Annotated in this window: 13 protein-coding genes; 2 read left to right on the top strand and 11 right to left on the bottom strand. The window is 44.6% G+C overall.

From position 1 onward, the window contains the following. The first annotated feature begins 4 nt into the window (after positions 1-4). Positions 5-3,049, top strand: coding sequence for a LysM peptidoglycan-binding domain-containing protein (locus BLR43_RS10365; protein WP_071001392.1), 3,045 nt, complete (start codon positions 5-7; stop codon positions 3,047-3,049). Here the strand turns inward: BLR43_RS10365 and BLR43_RS10370 are convergent, their stop codons facing one another. Both BLR43_RS10370 and BLR43_RS10375 read right to left on the bottom strand, forming a co-directional pair. Then, positions 3,050-4,255 carry a transglycosylase SLT domain-containing protein gene (locus BLR43_RS10370; RefSeq protein ID WP_093070949.1) on the bottom strand — a complete coding sequence of 402 codons (1,206 nt, stop codon included), beginning with the start codon at positions 4,253-4,255 and terminating at the stop codon, positions 3,050-3,052. A 1,008-nt stretch (positions 4,256-5,263) separates the two neighbouring features. Next, positions 5,264-6,100: a Nif3-like dinuclear metal center hexameric protein gene (locus tag BLR43_RS10375; RefSeq protein ID WP_093070951.1), complete on the bottom strand. Its 837-nt coding sequence runs from the start codon at positions 6,098-6,100 to the stop codon at positions 5,264-5,266. 368 nt (positions 6,101-6,468) lie between these two features. Here BLR43_RS10375 and BLR43_RS10380 point away from each other — a divergent pair, with 368 nt between their 5' ends. Beyond that, positions 6,469-7,800 carry a S1C family serine protease gene (locus BLR43_RS10380; RefSeq protein WP_093070954.1) on the top strand — a complete coding sequence of 444 codons (1,332 nt, stop codon included), beginning with the start codon at positions 6,469-6,471 and terminating at the stop codon, positions 7,798-7,800. Positions 7,801-7,926: 126 nt separating this feature from the next. Here the strand turns inward: BLR43_RS10380 and yfaE are convergent, their stop codons facing one another. The 9 genes from yfaE to nrdA form a co-directional block, all read right to left on the bottom strand. Then, positions 7,927-8,196, bottom strand: coding sequence for a class I ribonucleotide reductase maintenance protein YfaE (gene yfaE / locus BLR43_RS10385; RefSeq protein WP_071001396.1), 270 nt, complete (start codon positions 8,194-8,196; stop codon positions 7,927-7,929). Positions 8,197-8,332: 136 nt separating this feature from the next. Further along, positions 8,333-9,466 carry a class Ia ribonucleoside-diphosphate reductase subunit beta gene (gene nrdB / locus BLR43_RS10390; RefSeq protein WP_071001397.1) on the bottom strand — a complete coding sequence of 378 codons (1,134 nt, stop codon included), beginning with the start codon at positions 9,464-9,466 and terminating at the stop codon, positions 8,333-8,335. An 86-nt stretch (positions 9,467-9,552) separates the two neighbouring features. Continuing rightward, a complete protein-coding gene (locus tag BLR43_RS10395) occupies positions 9,553-9,924 on the bottom strand; it encodes a hypothetical protein (protein ID WP_071001398.1) in 372 nt (123 codons plus the stop codon). A gap of 36 nt (positions 9,925-9,960) precedes the next feature. Further along, on the bottom strand, positions 9,961-10,248 hold the full coding sequence (locus tag BLR43_RS10400; protein ID WP_071001399.1) for a type II toxin-antitoxin system RelE family toxin: 288 nt from the start codon (positions 10,246-10,248) through the stop codon (positions 9,961-9,963). Next, entirely contained in the window at positions 10,238-10,489 is a 252-nt protein-coding gene (locus BLR43_RS10405; protein WP_071001400.1) for a type II toxin-antitoxin system Phd/YefM family antitoxin, read from the bottom strand. Before BLR43_RS10405 ends, BLR43_RS10400 begins: the two co-directional genes overlap by 11 nt. A gap of 84 nt (positions 10,490-10,573) precedes the next feature. Next, on the bottom strand, positions 10,574-10,699 hold the full coding sequence (locus BLR43_RS13925; RefSeq protein ID WP_265088263.1) for a hypothetical protein: 126 nt from the start codon (positions 10,697-10,699) through the stop codon (positions 10,574-10,576). Between the two features lie 191 nt (positions 10,700-10,890). Beyond that, positions 10,891-11,778, bottom strand: a complete 888-nt coding sequence (locus tag BLR43_RS10410) for a hypothetical protein (RefSeq protein WP_093070956.1) — start codon at positions 11,776-11,778, stop codon at positions 10,891-10,893. A gap of 528 nt (positions 11,779-12,306) precedes the next feature. Beyond that, positions 12,307-12,483 carry a hypothetical protein gene (locus BLR43_RS13640; protein ID WP_167669410.1) on the bottom strand — a complete coding sequence of 59 codons (177 nt, stop codon included), beginning with the start codon at positions 12,481-12,483 and terminating at the stop codon, positions 12,307-12,309. A gap of 132 nt (positions 12,484-12,615) precedes the next feature. Then, complete coding sequence (gene nrdA, locus BLR43_RS10420; protein ID WP_071001402.1) at positions 12,616-14,892, bottom strand: class 1a ribonucleoside-diphosphate reductase subunit alpha; 2,277 nt, start codon at positions 14,890-14,892, stop codon at positions 12,616-12,618. Positions 14,893-15,009 lie beyond the last annotated feature (117 nt).

Below are 15,009 nucleotides of genomic sequence, written 5' to 3' on the forward strand. Positions count from 1 at the left end.
TATCATGTCTACTGTGCTATCAAAATCTCGCTCGTTTGTTGCGTTACCATTGACGCTTGCGGTATCAACTTTACTTATCAGTGCGTGTAGCAACACCTCAACAGTAAAAAACAAAGGTGCAACCAATAGCTCAGCTATTATTACTAAGCGTCCTGCTAATCAAGGGGCGACTACGAGCAGTGCAGATTACTCAACTGCGTTTTTGGATGCAGAGAGCTTGGATGAATTGGCAGATCTATTAGAAGCCACTGACATGACGATGGTGGAGGGCAACCAGCTTGCTATTCAGCAGTATGGTGATCTATGGAATCGTTTGCGTGCCGGCTACCGTATGAACGGTGGTAAGCCGATTTATAATCAGCGTATCGAAGGGCAAAAGAGTTGGTTTACCAGCAGACAAGACTATCTAAACCGTTTGACGGCGCGTGCCAGTCGCTACATTTACCATACGGTACGAGAGGCTGAGCGCCGCAACATTCCAACAGAGCTGGCGTTGTTACCAGTTATCGAAAGCTCGTACGATCCAAGTGGTACCAGTAGTGCAGCAGCGGCAGGCCTATGGCAGTTTATCCCAAGTACAGGTCGTATCTATGGTCTGAATCAGAGCAGCACCTATGATGGTCGCCGTGACGTTATCGAATCAACGCGCGCCGCTTATGACTTTTTGACCGCGCTACACAATCAGTTTGGTAGCTGGGAGCTGGCGCTAGCCGCCTACAACGCAGGACCTGGTCGTATCCAAAAAGCGATTGATGCCAATGCCGCACGTGGGCTACCAACAGACTACTGGTCACTACAACTACCAACTGAAACCATGAATTATGTGCCGCGCTTTTTGGCAGTAGCCGAAATCGTGGCCAAGCCTGAACAGTATGGCGTATATCTACCAGCTATCGCTAACCGTCAGCATTTCCGTAGTGTGCCGGTCAACTACGGTGTGAGCTTGTCTGAAGTATCACAGCTTACAGGCGTGAGTTATGATGAGTTAGAGCGACTCAACACGGCATTGACTTCAGGTCGTGTGGATTCCTCTGGTCCACAGCGCGTTATCATTCCTAACGATGTTAGCTTGAACGCTGATGCCAAACTGAGTCTATTGCGTGGTAATGGCACAAGCAATGTATTGGCTTTTAGCAATACAAGCACCCCAACTACAACGACACCAAGCTACAATAGCAAGCCATACACTTCATCGTCATTACCATCCAGCAGTAGCGCATTGGCTGATTATGCTGCCAGCGCAAGCGTACCTCAGCAAATAACGAGCTATATCTCACCGTCCGCTCAAACGACTAGCAGCTCTGTCTATAGCGGTAATGCCTCAGTACGTACTGAGCCGCCAATAACCAATGCAGAGACCAAAAAGATTAATGCTGAGCTCAAGAGCAGCAACAGTCTACCGACTACCTCAGCTCAGATTACTCAGAATAATACGATTGTCCAAGAGCCACCGCTTAGCAAAGAAGAGCGCGACTTCATTGCCCACCAAATCCGTAGCAATACCTCTGAGACCAACGTTATTAACGCGGATGGTAATATCAACCTGTCAGCCGTACAGACGCAGCAGTCTATCTTAGAAGCAAGCGGTGAAGAGAAAAAGCTGAGCTTTGCTAAAACGTCAGTTAGTAAACCAAAACCACAAGGCACGCGTACCACTTATACGGTCAAACGTGGCGATACGCTATCGAATATCGCAAGCCGTGCAGGGGTAAATTGGCGTGATATCGCAGAATGGAACCAAATAGATGCCAGTGCCAACTTACTATCTGGCAGCACATTGTATCTATACAATGCCAAAACTATCGAGCCGCTAAGCGCTGCCAGTAACCCAGCCGCCAATCAGCCTGAAAGCTATGTTGTACAAGGTGGCGACACGCTTATTGGTACGGCCAACCGTTTTGGTTTATCGGTCACACAGCTTGCCAGCTACAATAACCTCAGTAGCCGTGCTGATCTGCTCAGAGGACAAAAGCTCTGGCTAGTACCTGGTAAGGTAAAAGCGCCCGCCACAACACCTGCGGCACCATCTACCAGACCAAGTAAATCAAGCACTGCGACTAAGAACTATAAAGTAAAACCGGGTGACGGTCTGATTGTATTAGCGCGTCAATTTAACGTATCGACAGACACGTTAGCTAGCCTGAACGGTATCAATAGCACAAGCTCACTTTATGTGGGTCAAACACTAAAAGTACCTGCTAGTGTTAATTTCGATGCAGCAAGCACCACAAGCTCTAGTAGTGCTAGTAATACAAGATCAGTAGCGACCACTAGTTATAAAGTAAAATCAGGTGATACCTTGATCGGTATTGCAAATAGCTTGGGTGTTAGTGCAGCAGAGATCGCTGCTGTAAACAGTAACTTTGATGCAAGAGCGCGCCTGCAACGTGGGCAAACGATTAAAGTACCGGTTTCAAAAGAGTTAGTTGATCGCCAACTGAATGATAAAGCCGTCAGCTATAAAGTAAAATCTGGTGATACGCTAACAGGTGTCGCCAAACGCTATAATATCGGCTTGAGCGATTTAGCTTCAGCAAATAACCTGAGCACGACGTCTAACTTGATATTAGGTCGTACTATTACTATTCCTGCGGGCGGTAGCGTGGCAAGCTCTTCGGCTTCTACAAGCTCTTCGGCTTCTAATAGTAGTCAAAGCAACAGTAATCAAAGCAGTAGCAGTCAGAGTAGTAGCAGCGGTAAAAAGCTAGGAAATACTGAAAATTACAAAGTCAAATCTGGCGATGGCTTGATTGCCTTAGCTCGTCAGTTTGGTATCTCTGTAGAGGATTTGGCTGCGACCAATGACTTGGCGACGAATGCCCAGCTACAGCGTGGACAAACCCTAAAAGTGCCAAAAGCGACGGTGAGCTACACGGTTGGCTCAGGCGATAGCTTGATTGGTTTAGCTCGTAAATATGGTGTATCAACCCAAGAATTGGCTGAGATGAATAATATCGCTGCTGATACTATGTTACAACGTGGTCAGCGTCTGACGGTACCCAATCGTTTAGGTATCTTAAGATATCTGATATCTAATGGAGTCTATTAACTAGACAGTTTGAGTTTTGATAGACTCAAGATAACTTCTGATGTTGCTAACATAGTGCATTGCTTGGCCATAACGGCTGTTTGATGCTTTGTTGTCCGCCAAGTACGCATAAACGTTCGCCCAGCTCTTGTCGTCAATGCCTTGGGCGCGTAATTTACGCTGAATGCTTTTCACCGCATTTGGACCCATGTTGTAAGCAGCAAGGGCAAACCAGACGCGATCAGTCTTGGGTACATCCGCGAACTCTGCTTTCATTTGCTCTAGATAACGAGCACCGCCGCCGATACTTTGATAAGGATCAACGCGATCTGACACGCCCATAGCCTTTGCAGTGTTATTGGTCAGCATCATAAGGCCGCGTACGCCAGTCGGAGATACCGCATTGGCATCAAGATGTGACTCTTGATAACCCATAGCAACCAACAATTCCCAATCATGATTGTAATTGCGCGCTTGCTCTTCAAACGAAGACTGATAATCAGGCAGTTTTTCTGTCAGTGTTTTTTGGAAATGATCCTGACTATAAGCGTCTTTTAGCAAATTCTGATTGTAGAACGCCGCTAGTTTCTGTGTGTTTTTTAGCTTGATGCTATCGCACAAGAAGTAACTGGCTTTTTTGGACAGTGGATCATTAGGTGAGCTGAACGTCCAACTGACTTTTGGATGCAGACCGTTTTTAGTCAAGCTTGAGTCGTAGCCACAGCTGACATTAACAGATGATAGATTGAGCTGGCTTTTTAGTTTGGTACTAGCCGTGGTCAACGCCATATCAGCGTCACCTGATCTCAAGGCTTTGAGTGCAGCCTCTTCATTGGCATAGGCTTTTAGATTGATATCCACACCGAGCTCGTCTGCATAGGTGCGCACGAGATCAAAACCAAAGCCATGTTGGAAGCCATCAGTGGCAAAATAAGTACTATCACCTGGGACAGCGGCAATGGTCAAAGTGTTTTGCAGCATGACATTGGCATAGGCTGATACCTTTGTATTCATTGTCGTTAGGCTCTGTGCAGGCAAAGAGAGCAGAGCGATACTGGATACTTGTGCCAGCTTCTTGGTTCTGGCAAAACGACCCGACGCAGTAGGGGTAGATGAAACGATGTTACTTTTGGTGTTAAGTAGGCGTTTAGATGGACGTAGTAAATGAGAAATACGACGTTTGGCACCTTGCGCAGATCCTTTGACACGATAAGTAATACGTTGCATGGATGTCTCCTGATTTTAGCCATCCTTCTTACCGCAAAAACGCGTAAAAATACATGCACATCATTTGGCATGTATCAATACAGCATTTTAGACGACATCATACTTTTGAATAAAATAAGTATCAGTCATCCTGCTTAATTATAGCGCCACTAGCATGCTCTCTCTAAGAGTTAGCGATGTGGATTTTGGGTTAGCCAATGATCATTACCTGATTTTGCGCGCCATTTTGAGGGTTTAAAACCGGCTTATCAAAATTTGGACGCACGACTACGCGAAGGATGTAAATCAGATGATTCCTTCATCGATAACGCAATATGGCTAATGGCCAAACAACTATATATCAAACATAGGTAAGGTCATGAGTAAGTTATTGAGACAACGACATTAAACAAAGCGGTGAGGTAATGATTGGCCATTGAGACCAATATATTCATCTGCTTTGGTAATGCTAACTTTAATAACTAACAACACCTTGAGTAATTAGTAGTAAGGTGGCTAGCTGCTAAAGTTAATTGTCCAGCAATGAGGGCAAGCAGCTCAACCATATTTGATAGCTTATAAAAATATGCTATCAAAAAGGTGGTGCACAACTGTCATCGCGACACTAAAAATAAAAACACGGTATAAATCAAATATCGAGTGTATAAATCGTGTTTTAACTGGCGACGTTCCAAAATTTCATTGCTCATAGAGCATAATAAAGTTTCAGATAACCGCCAGCATCATTTTAGCGCCATAACCGGAAGCTGTAATAATGGGAAGTTTCATGACAAAACGTTCTTTCTTACAGGTAGTAATATGCGGATATCGCTTGCATTATTCAAGTAGAGTTAAGAAAAAAGCGATAAAACTTAACAATTGCGATATAAACGGTTAAATGTCGCTATATTATGGGCGTAATATTCACAAACCCATTAATGAGTTTTGCGATAATGGCTATAACAACGCCTATATTCTTTATTAATCGTCTCGAGTTCTGCCCTAATGATGGCCACTATATTGGCTATCTTATGCTGGATTTTTAATATCAACAAAGGTTACTGGCAGTCCATATTCTTGGGCGACTATCTCTCCTAACGCTTGAATACCACCGCGCTCTGTTGCGTGATGACCACAAGCAAAGTAATCGATACCCAGCTCACGAGCGATATGCGTGGTACGCTCAGAGATTTCACCAGAGATATAGGCGTCACAGCCCATTATGGCAGCCTGTTCGATCATATCTTGGGCGCCGCCTGTACAAATACCGACACGTTTGATCACTCTCTCGCTATTGGCAGTCGTTTTCGCATTATTATCAGAGTGATGTTCATAATTAGACGAAATATGTAGTGGGGTACGACCGAGCGCTTGGGTAATCTTTGCGATCAGGCTATCAGCACTCTGCGGTGTGCAAGTGGCGATATTACCAACAGGGTGTGATTCGTTGGGGTAGAGCGCGCCAGTAATGGTCATATCTAGTACGTCTGCCAGTTTGGCATTGTTACCAATCACGGGGTGTGCATCGAGCGGTAAATGATAGCCAATCATAGAGATGCCATGTTGCATCAATTTACGGATACGTCGGCCTTTCAGACCTGTGATAGGCGCAGGTTCACCTTTCCAAAAGTAGCCATGATGAACCATAATCGCATTGGCATTGTCAGTGATAGCCGCATCAATCAGCGCCTCGCACGCCGTCACCCCTGTGACGATACGTTGTATTGGACGACCGCCATCTACTTGTAGGCCATTTGGCGCGTAGTCTTTGAACGCACTAGCAGATAGATACTCATCACAAAATTGCGTCAATGATTGTGCGCTGATGCTGTTGGTCGAAGGTTCAGTAGTCGTGTTTTGGCTCATTAGGTTTCCTTATTGTTATTGCCTTGCAGTAATGCAGTATTATTCAAATATAGTGCTTCAAAAAAGTTGTTTGAAGACAAAGACTCATAAAAGATAAATAATTGATCATTATCTATCGCAAATATTTGATAGCGATGATTTTAACATGGCACTGTAAAAGAGTAGACAAGATGGATAACTGAAATGGTACACGATACGTTACTATTTCACGGCATTGCGGTTATAATTTATACATGTGAGTCTGCCTAGCTCTGGCTATTAATTGCCTAATCAAGCAATTATCTAATCAAGCCATGATGGTTGAATAATCGCAGTCTTCTCACCTTATTTCTTACTGTCCGTCTGCATTAAATTTATAGAGGTTCTATATGTCGTCATCCCAGAACACCAGTAACACCCGTAACAAGGTTTCTTTATTAAAATGGTTACCTTGGGTCTTATTGCTGCTGGTGTTAGTAGCGTTTATCTGGTTGTTCACGAGTATGAAGTCATCATCGGAGGCCACGTGGGAGCCGCCGAGAACCCCGCCAGCCGAGCAGCAAGCGTCAGAGCCAGTTGCGGATACACCAGCGCCCATCTCTTCTTATCATAATGCAGTTGCGCGCGCGTCGCAGTCGGTCGTCAATATCTACACCACACAAACGATGACAGAGCATCCTTATATGGATGATCCCGTATTGCGCCGGTTTTTTGAATATCATGGTGGCCCATCACAAGAGCAGGGCAATACCAATCTAGGCTCTGGTGTGATCGTATCAGAGGACGGTTATATCGTGACCAATGCCCATGTCATCGAAAAAGCGGATGAGATCACGGTTGCGTTCAATGATGGACGCAAGAGCCGCGCCAAAATCATCGGTACAGACCCTGATAGTGATCTAGCAGTGATTAAGGTTGAGATGACAGGATTGACGCCGCTTGGTTTTCGCGAAGATCCTATTCGCGTGGGGGATCTGGCTTTGGCAATTGGTAATCCATTTGGGGTCGGTCAGACCGTGACGCAAGGGATTATCTCAGCGACTGGGCGTACTGGACTGGGCGTCAATAAGTTCGAAGACTTCATCCAGACGGATGCGGCGATCAATCCAGGTAACTCAGGTGGCGCGCTGGTCGATGCTCGTGGTGAGCTAGTCGGTATCAATACGGTGATATTCTCGCGCTCTGGCGGCTCGATGGGTATTGGCTTTGCGATTCCTACATCATTGGTCGAGCAAGTAATGAACGCGCTGATCAAAGACGGCCGCGTCAGTCGTGGTTGGCTCGGTATCGAAATCCAGTCACAGCTACGTGACCCAACGCAGCTTGAGACCTCAACGGGCGTGGAAGTGCTAAACGTCATTGCAGGTAGTCCTGCTGCCAAAAGTGGTTTGCGTGTTGGCGATATCATCCTAACCATCGATGGTGTCGAGATGACCGATGCCAATACCTTGATCCAATATGTCGCTCGTAAGCCGCCGAACACTGAGTTGGATGCTCAGATACTACGCCGCGGCAAAAATGCTCAAGTCAAAATAATGCTAGAGGAGCGTCCAGTGCAAGAGCCAATCGAGCGTCCTGTCGTACTACAGGGTGAGAGTATGGATGGGATGGGTGGCAGTATCCAAGGTGATCAGCAAGCACCGATGATGTCAGAGGCAGAGCGTGATCGCATGCGCGAAGAGCTAATGAAACTGTTTGAGCAAGACTCTGTAGCACAATAAAGTGTGTTGCTAAATTACACAAAAAAGCGCGCTCCTTTGGATAAGGAGCGCGCTTTTTTATTGAGTTAAATTTTATCAAAGCATAAAAGCTAATGTTCAGGCCAGTCTTTAGTCCCTACTATTTTGCTAAGGCTTTTCAATCAGCTCATGGTTGATATAGATTACACCCCGCACACGGCAACAGCAGGGCAGGATTTCATCCTCTTCAATCATGGCAAGCGGGTTAAATGGATAATCGACCGTATGCGAGCTAGCAATACGCTTGACTCGGCAGCTACCACAATAGCCCTCGCGGCATTGATAGTTGACATCGTGTCCGGTGCGTAATAGTCCATCTAGTAGACTTTCGTCATCATGTAGATAGAACTGCTTTTTACTGGTCATTACCCAAGTCATCGCTCATCCTATTGGGATATCTGTGCTATTACTATCCCTACTATTAACCGATAAAATGATTACAGATCAACCCTTTATAATTTAAAACCTTTATAGCTCAAAGCTCTTACAACTCAGCTCTTATAATTCGGAGCCTTTATAGTTCAAAGTCGTCAAAATCACTGTCTGATAAATCAGAGTCAATCTGACCAACCAAGTACGAGCTAATCTCGGTCTCTTGTGGGGCGACCTGCACATTGTCAGACGACAACCACGTGTTGATCCACGGGATTGGGTTTGATTTTGAGTTCGGGAACGCCGCTGGCAAGCCGACGGTTTCCATACGTAAGTTGGTGATGTATTCGATATATTGGCACAGAATATCTTCGTTGAGACCGATCATCGAGCCATCTTTGAACAGATAGCCTGCCCATTCTTTTTCTTGCTCGGCAGCCTTGCGGAAGATCTCAATACTTTCATCAAAACACTCTGCGGCAATCTCGACCATCTCAGGATCGTCACGACCATTACGCATGAGATTTAGCATGTGCTGCGTACCGGTCAAATGCAACGCTTCGTCACGAGCGATCAGTTTGATGATTTTGGCATTGCCTTCCATCAATTTGCGCTCAGCAAAGGCAAACGAGCAGGCAAACGACACATAAAAACGAATGGCCTCTAGGACGTTGACCGCCATGATGCATAGATACATTTGCTTTTTCAGCGATCGTAAATCAACGGTCACTTCCTCACCATTTATATTATGCGTACCTGGACCGTATAAGCTATATAGCTGCGAGTTGCGATACAGCTCATCATAGTACTGAGCGATATCAGAGGCGCGGCCTAAGATGTGCTCGTTTTGCATAATGTCATCAAAGATAATATTTGGGTCATTGACGATATTACGAATGATATGGGTATAGCTGCGCGAGTGAATCGTCTCGCTAAACGACCATGTCTCAATCCACGTCTCAAGCTCAGGGATAGACACTAGCGGCAGTAGCACCACGTTTGGACTACGACCTTGGATAGAGTCGAGTAGGGTCTGATACTTGAGGTTGCTCAAAAATATATGCTGCTCATGCGAGGACAGATTGCTAAAATCGATACGGTCGCGTGACACATCGACTTCTTCTGGACGCCAAAAGAATGACAACTGCTTTTCAATCAATTGCTCAAAGATGGGGTGCTTTTGTTGGTCATAGCGCGCCACGTTGACGGGCTGACCAAAGAACATCGGCTCTGTTAGCGCATTGTTTGGCGTTTGCGAAAAAATCGAGTAAGTCATGGGACTGCCTTTATCATTGATACGGTTATGAAATTATATAAATTGGATATGATTATATTATAAATTTTGGTCAATGGCTTTTTGGGTTAAAGGTTCTCTAGCGATATCTGTGAGGGCTCTTTGCCATCGTTCATATAGGCTTTGAATATTTCGCTCAGTTCACTATCATCGAGTGCTTCTAATTCATCCAGTGCGCTTTTACGTAGGGTACTCACATCAGACGCTTCTGCTGCTGTTTTTACGTCTTTTTTAGCCGCGCGCGATGCTGGTTTTTTGGCTGCTTTTGCCACGCTTTTTTTGGCGACGGCTGCCTTTGGCGCTTCATCCATCTCTAACTGCTGACGCACCGCTGCAATATCAACCTCGACTTGTACGATATGCGAGCCACCATCGTTTAGGTCTGAAAATACGTTTGGGATAAACAAACCACCGTCTTTGATGATTGCGGTATAGTGCACATGACCTCCGTCGTTTTAGTTATTTCTAAGTTTTCGTTAGGGTTGACGCGTCGCCAGACTGTCATATACCTTGTTGTTTTCTCTTTTACCGACTGCCAATACATAAACCACCACCACGTCATCTTTAACGGTATATACCAAACGATACCCTATGGTGCGTAATTTAATTTTATAAGTATCTGTATGTCCAGAAAGTTTCGACGCAGGCACATGAGGGTTGGATAGTCGCTGCTGTAATTTTTTCTTAAACTGCTGTTGGATGCTTGGCGCTATCTTTTTCCATTCTTTTAACGCTAACGGGTGAAACTCAAGACTATAAGTCATCGAGCGTAACCTTGATAGGCGCTTGCCCATCATTCATCCGTGCGTTTACGGTTTGGCTGAGTGCCATATCGTCCATCGCTTCCATCATACGCTCGTACATGTCTGTGGAAACCAAGTAAGCCACGGGTTTGTTGTGGTTTAAAATCGCAATCGACTCACCATCTGACTGTTTGATCAAGGCAGAAGGGTTGTTTTTTAGCTCTGAAATACTGGCTGTTTGTGTCGCAAATATCGGTTGCATGCCCCATTCTCCATTAAAATTATGCTCTAAATATAGGGCTAATTTTAGCACGAAAATTAGGTCTTACTTGTTACTGTGTTAAATTTAAATATTAAGGTAGCCAATCCCGCCTACCGCTTGTATCTGCTTAGCCGCTGGCGTGCAGTCTATCGTGTCTGACCGCATTCCTGTTGCCTCGATACTACGTCCAGTCAGAGACTGCAACGCCATCGTCGTCAGCAGGATATCGCTATAGTCGGGGCTAAACGACCTTGTTAGGGCGTCTTTCTTTTTTCTTAGCGACCTTGCTATTTGAGTATATTTTGTAGGGTGCGCCTCGCTCACCTTTAAACACAATTTTTATATCATCGGTGCGCTGGGCGCACCCTACAACTAAGAAAGATTCGCTTGACCTAGGCTTATTAGCTTTCAAAACAACAATTTAAAAATCTTTTTAACTTTCTATGCCTTTTACTACTTATCAAAGGCGTAAATTGTCTCATATTATCTGCACTAAATAACTTAAAGCCATCCGCAATAATACTATGTGCTTCACGAACACTATCGTTTAATTTTTCATTCTCTTTGATCATTTTGCTAAGTTCTTTGAGAGTTGTCTTGTCCTCATCAAAATCATTCAAACGATTAAGAGTTATTTTATTGTTTAGAATGATGGCTTTAATTTTGATTCTATCAGTAAGATAGTTTAGACCTTTTAAATCACCTAAGTTGTCAGACATATAGAAAGGATTTTGAACGTCTTTTCCTGTTCTAACCTCTTCAAGCTCAATCTCCGATTCTGTAGCTCTACGCTGTATTGCAATAATGGAGCTCTTACTATATTTCATTTGTTCTAGCTTGTCGTATAGCCCATCAAGACCTTCGGACTTTATAGCTCTATAAACTCTCTCAATCTTCTTCCAATCAGCTTCTATTTCATTTAACTTTCTATAATTTTCAGCAATATTCAATTTAGCTAACTTTATATTCTCGATTTTGTTTGCGTAATCAATCTCTTTGCTAAGTTTATTGCTCAAAGACGTAAAGTTTTCTCCAAAATACTTCTTGCCACAGTCGTTTCCTAAATTAGTCAACCTACCAGATTCAGTTTCAACAATACATCCAATATTATGAGGTGTGCGACAATTTGATAAACCGCATCTACCCTTGTTTGGAAGTTCATACTTATTAATAACTTGCTTTAATTTTTCCTTCTTAGGATCTAATGAGTCAGTATATCCACTCATTTTATAAATATCATCCCAAGTATTAATTCTCAAAAAATGCTTTTTGCCCACTGAAATATTCAAATTCTTATCCCTCTTAGCAACTCATACTTAATAGTGCTAAGGTGTCGAAGCACCCTAACACTAAACCATGAAGGTCAGACCAAACACCTATGCTATTTTTCTAGCATAAGTATGTTTAGCGTTTAAGTTTATGTATCCGTTAAGACCATTTCCTGTTCTAGCTAGTCTTATCATATTGTTGACATGATAAGTGCCAGTTTTGGAATAGTTATATAGATACATACCACCTTTCGTAAAACGCACAATTATAGAGTCATCACCGACCTCGAATGCGCTTACGCCAGAGTCGCCATGTATATCACGATAAACTTCCATACTCATTACTCCTGAGTAGAAATATTTGTGACTACCTTTTCACGGTTTTTTTGGACAAGTGGTAAGTTTTAAATTAGAATGTCTGCTCTGAAAAAGGAAATTCATTCTATTGGCCTATCACTTGTGGACGTCGGTAGTCTCAACTTCCTGATACTAAATATTGACGTATTTAGCATCTCCAATGGCATAGTTGATTACTCTTCTATGCCATTTTTATCTTCTACTATCTACCTCCTGTGCTACCCCTTTATAACTACCTTTCATACCACTCATAAATCGACCTGTAGCAGCGTCTCTCTTAAGCGAATGCTTAGGGTTACTAGGATGCTTCATTTGAGTTCGAGCTTTTACCGAACCTCTGCGAGTACTACGGCCTGTGTTCTTAGCCATAATTAAATTACCTCTCTATTAATTAGCTTTAGTGGTTTTATGCTATCTATATTTTAGTTGCACCTCCTTTTACTAGACCAAATTATCTATTAGGCTCTCTAAATTAGATCAGAGAGCCTAATGGCCAAATTTTTAAATCTTACAAGCACCGCCAGCACAATCATCTTCCATATCCGCTTGGGCATCGTTCGCACCATCACGAGTGTTATGGTAGTACAACGTCTTCACACCCATTTTATAAGCGTTTAGCAAGTCTTTTAGCAATATCTTCATCGGTACACGGCCACCAGCATAACGAACGGGGTCATAGTTGGTGTTGGCAGAGATACTTTGATCGACGAATTTTTGCATGATAGCGACCAGCTTTAGGTAACCGTCATTGTTTGGCATTTGCCATAGTAGCTCGTACTGATCTTTTAGGGTAGCAATCTCAGGCACGACTTGCTTTAAGATGCCATCTTTTGACGCTTTGATAGAGACCAGACCACGTGGTGGCTCGATACCGTTGGTCGCGTTGGCGATCTGACTTGAGGTCTCAGACGGCATCAAGGCGGTTAGGGTAGAGTTGCGTAGACCGTGTTCCGTGATATCCCTACGTAGCGTTTCCCAATCGAGATGTAGCGGCTCTTGGCAGATTGTATCCAAGTCGGCTTTGTACGTATCAATCGGCAAGATACCTTGTGAGTACGTGGTCTCATTGAACGCAGGGCACGCGCCTTGCTCTTTTGCCAATTTGTTTGAGGCTTTTAAGAGATAGAACTGCAATGCTTCAAACGTCTGATGGGTCAGACCAAGTGCGCTGTCGTCAGAGTAGCGTGCGCCATTCTTAGCCAAGTAGTAAGCGTAGTTAATCACGCCCACACCAAGCGTACGTCGGCGCATACTGCCATTTTCAGCAGCTTTGACCGGATAGTCTTGATAGTCGAGTAGGGCATCAAGGGCACGGACGATTAGCTCGGCTGGCTCTTCGATGTCGCTGACGCTCTCGACTTTACCCAAGTTGACCGCTGATAGCGTACAAAGGGCGATTTCGCCTTCTTCGTCATTGATGTTATCCAGTGGTTTGGTCGGTAGCGCGATTTCCATACATAGGTTTGACTGGCGAATCGGGGCAACCGTCGCATCAAATGGGCTATGGGTGTTGCAATGATCGACGTTTTGGATATAGATACGACCCGTACTGGCGCGCTCTTGCATCATTAGGCTGAACAAATCAGCAGCTGGGATTTGACGGCTACGGATGTTAGGATCATTTTCGTATTTGGTGTATAGCGCTTCGAATTTGTCTTGGTCTTCAAAGAACGCATCATATAGGCCTGGCGTGTCACTTGGTGAAAATAGCGAGATGTCTTGACCTTTGATGAGGCGCGTGTACATCGTTTTGTTTAATTGTACGCCGTAGTCCATATGACGGACACGGTTGTCTTCGACGCCGCGGTTGTTTTTGAGTACCAGTAATGACTCAACTTCCAAATGCCATAATGGGTAAAATAGGGTCGCAGCACCGCCACGGACGCCCCCTTGTGAGCAGCATTTCACCGCTGTTTGGAACAGTTTGTAGAATGGGATACAGCCAGTATGCTGCGCTTCACCGCCACGGATCGGGCTACCAAGGGCACGGATACGGCCAGCGTTGATGCCGATACCAGCGCGCTGTGACACGTAGCGTACGATGGCGCTGGTGGTCGCGTTGATTGAGTCTAGGCTGTCACCACATTCGATCAGTACGCACGAGCTAAACTGACGCGATGGCGTACGCACACCTGACATGATCGGTGTCGGTAGTGAGATTTTGAATTCTGAGGTCGCATCATAAAAGCGTTTGACGTAGCTTAAGCGCTCAGCTTTGTCGTAATTGGCAAATAGACACATGCCCACGAGCATATATAAGAACTGCGGGCTTTCGTACACGGTCTTCGTGACACGGTCTTGTACTAGGTATTTCCCTGCCATTTGCTCGACAGCAGCATAGGCAAGGTTCATATCACGCCAATGATCCAGATATTCTTCTAACTCGTCAAATTCAGCACGGCTATAGTCCGCTAGGATATGCTTATCATATTTGCCCGCGTCGGTGAGCGTTTTGACATGGTCATACAGGTGCGGCGGCTCAAACTGGTTATACGCAATCTTACGTAGATGGAAGATCGCCAAGCGCGCGGCGAGATATTGATAATCAGGCGTGGTCTCAGAGATAAGGTCGGCAGCAGATTTGATGATGGTTTCGTGAATATCACGGGTTTTGATGCCTTCATAAAACTGGATGTGCGACTTTAGCTCAACTTGCGACACAGAGACGTTGTCCAATCCATCCGCCGCCCACGCTATTACCTTATGAATTTTGTCTAAATTAATAGGCTCTAAACGTCCATCACGCTTGGTTACTTGGATTTTATCAATATGTGTCATGTTGGCCTCTATTTTGATTGCTTATAGTGATGCTGCGCGCCAAAGGAGCGGCAGACATTCTTTATGACGCGATTGTAGTCGATGGTAGCAGTAGTTTTTTGGCAACAAGCAGCCACT

The organism is Psychrobacter pacificensis (assembly GCF_900101915.1).
GTDB classification, from domain to species: domain Bacteria; phylum Pseudomonadota; class Gammaproteobacteria; order Pseudomonadales; family Moraxellaceae; genus Psychrobacter; species Psychrobacter pacificensis.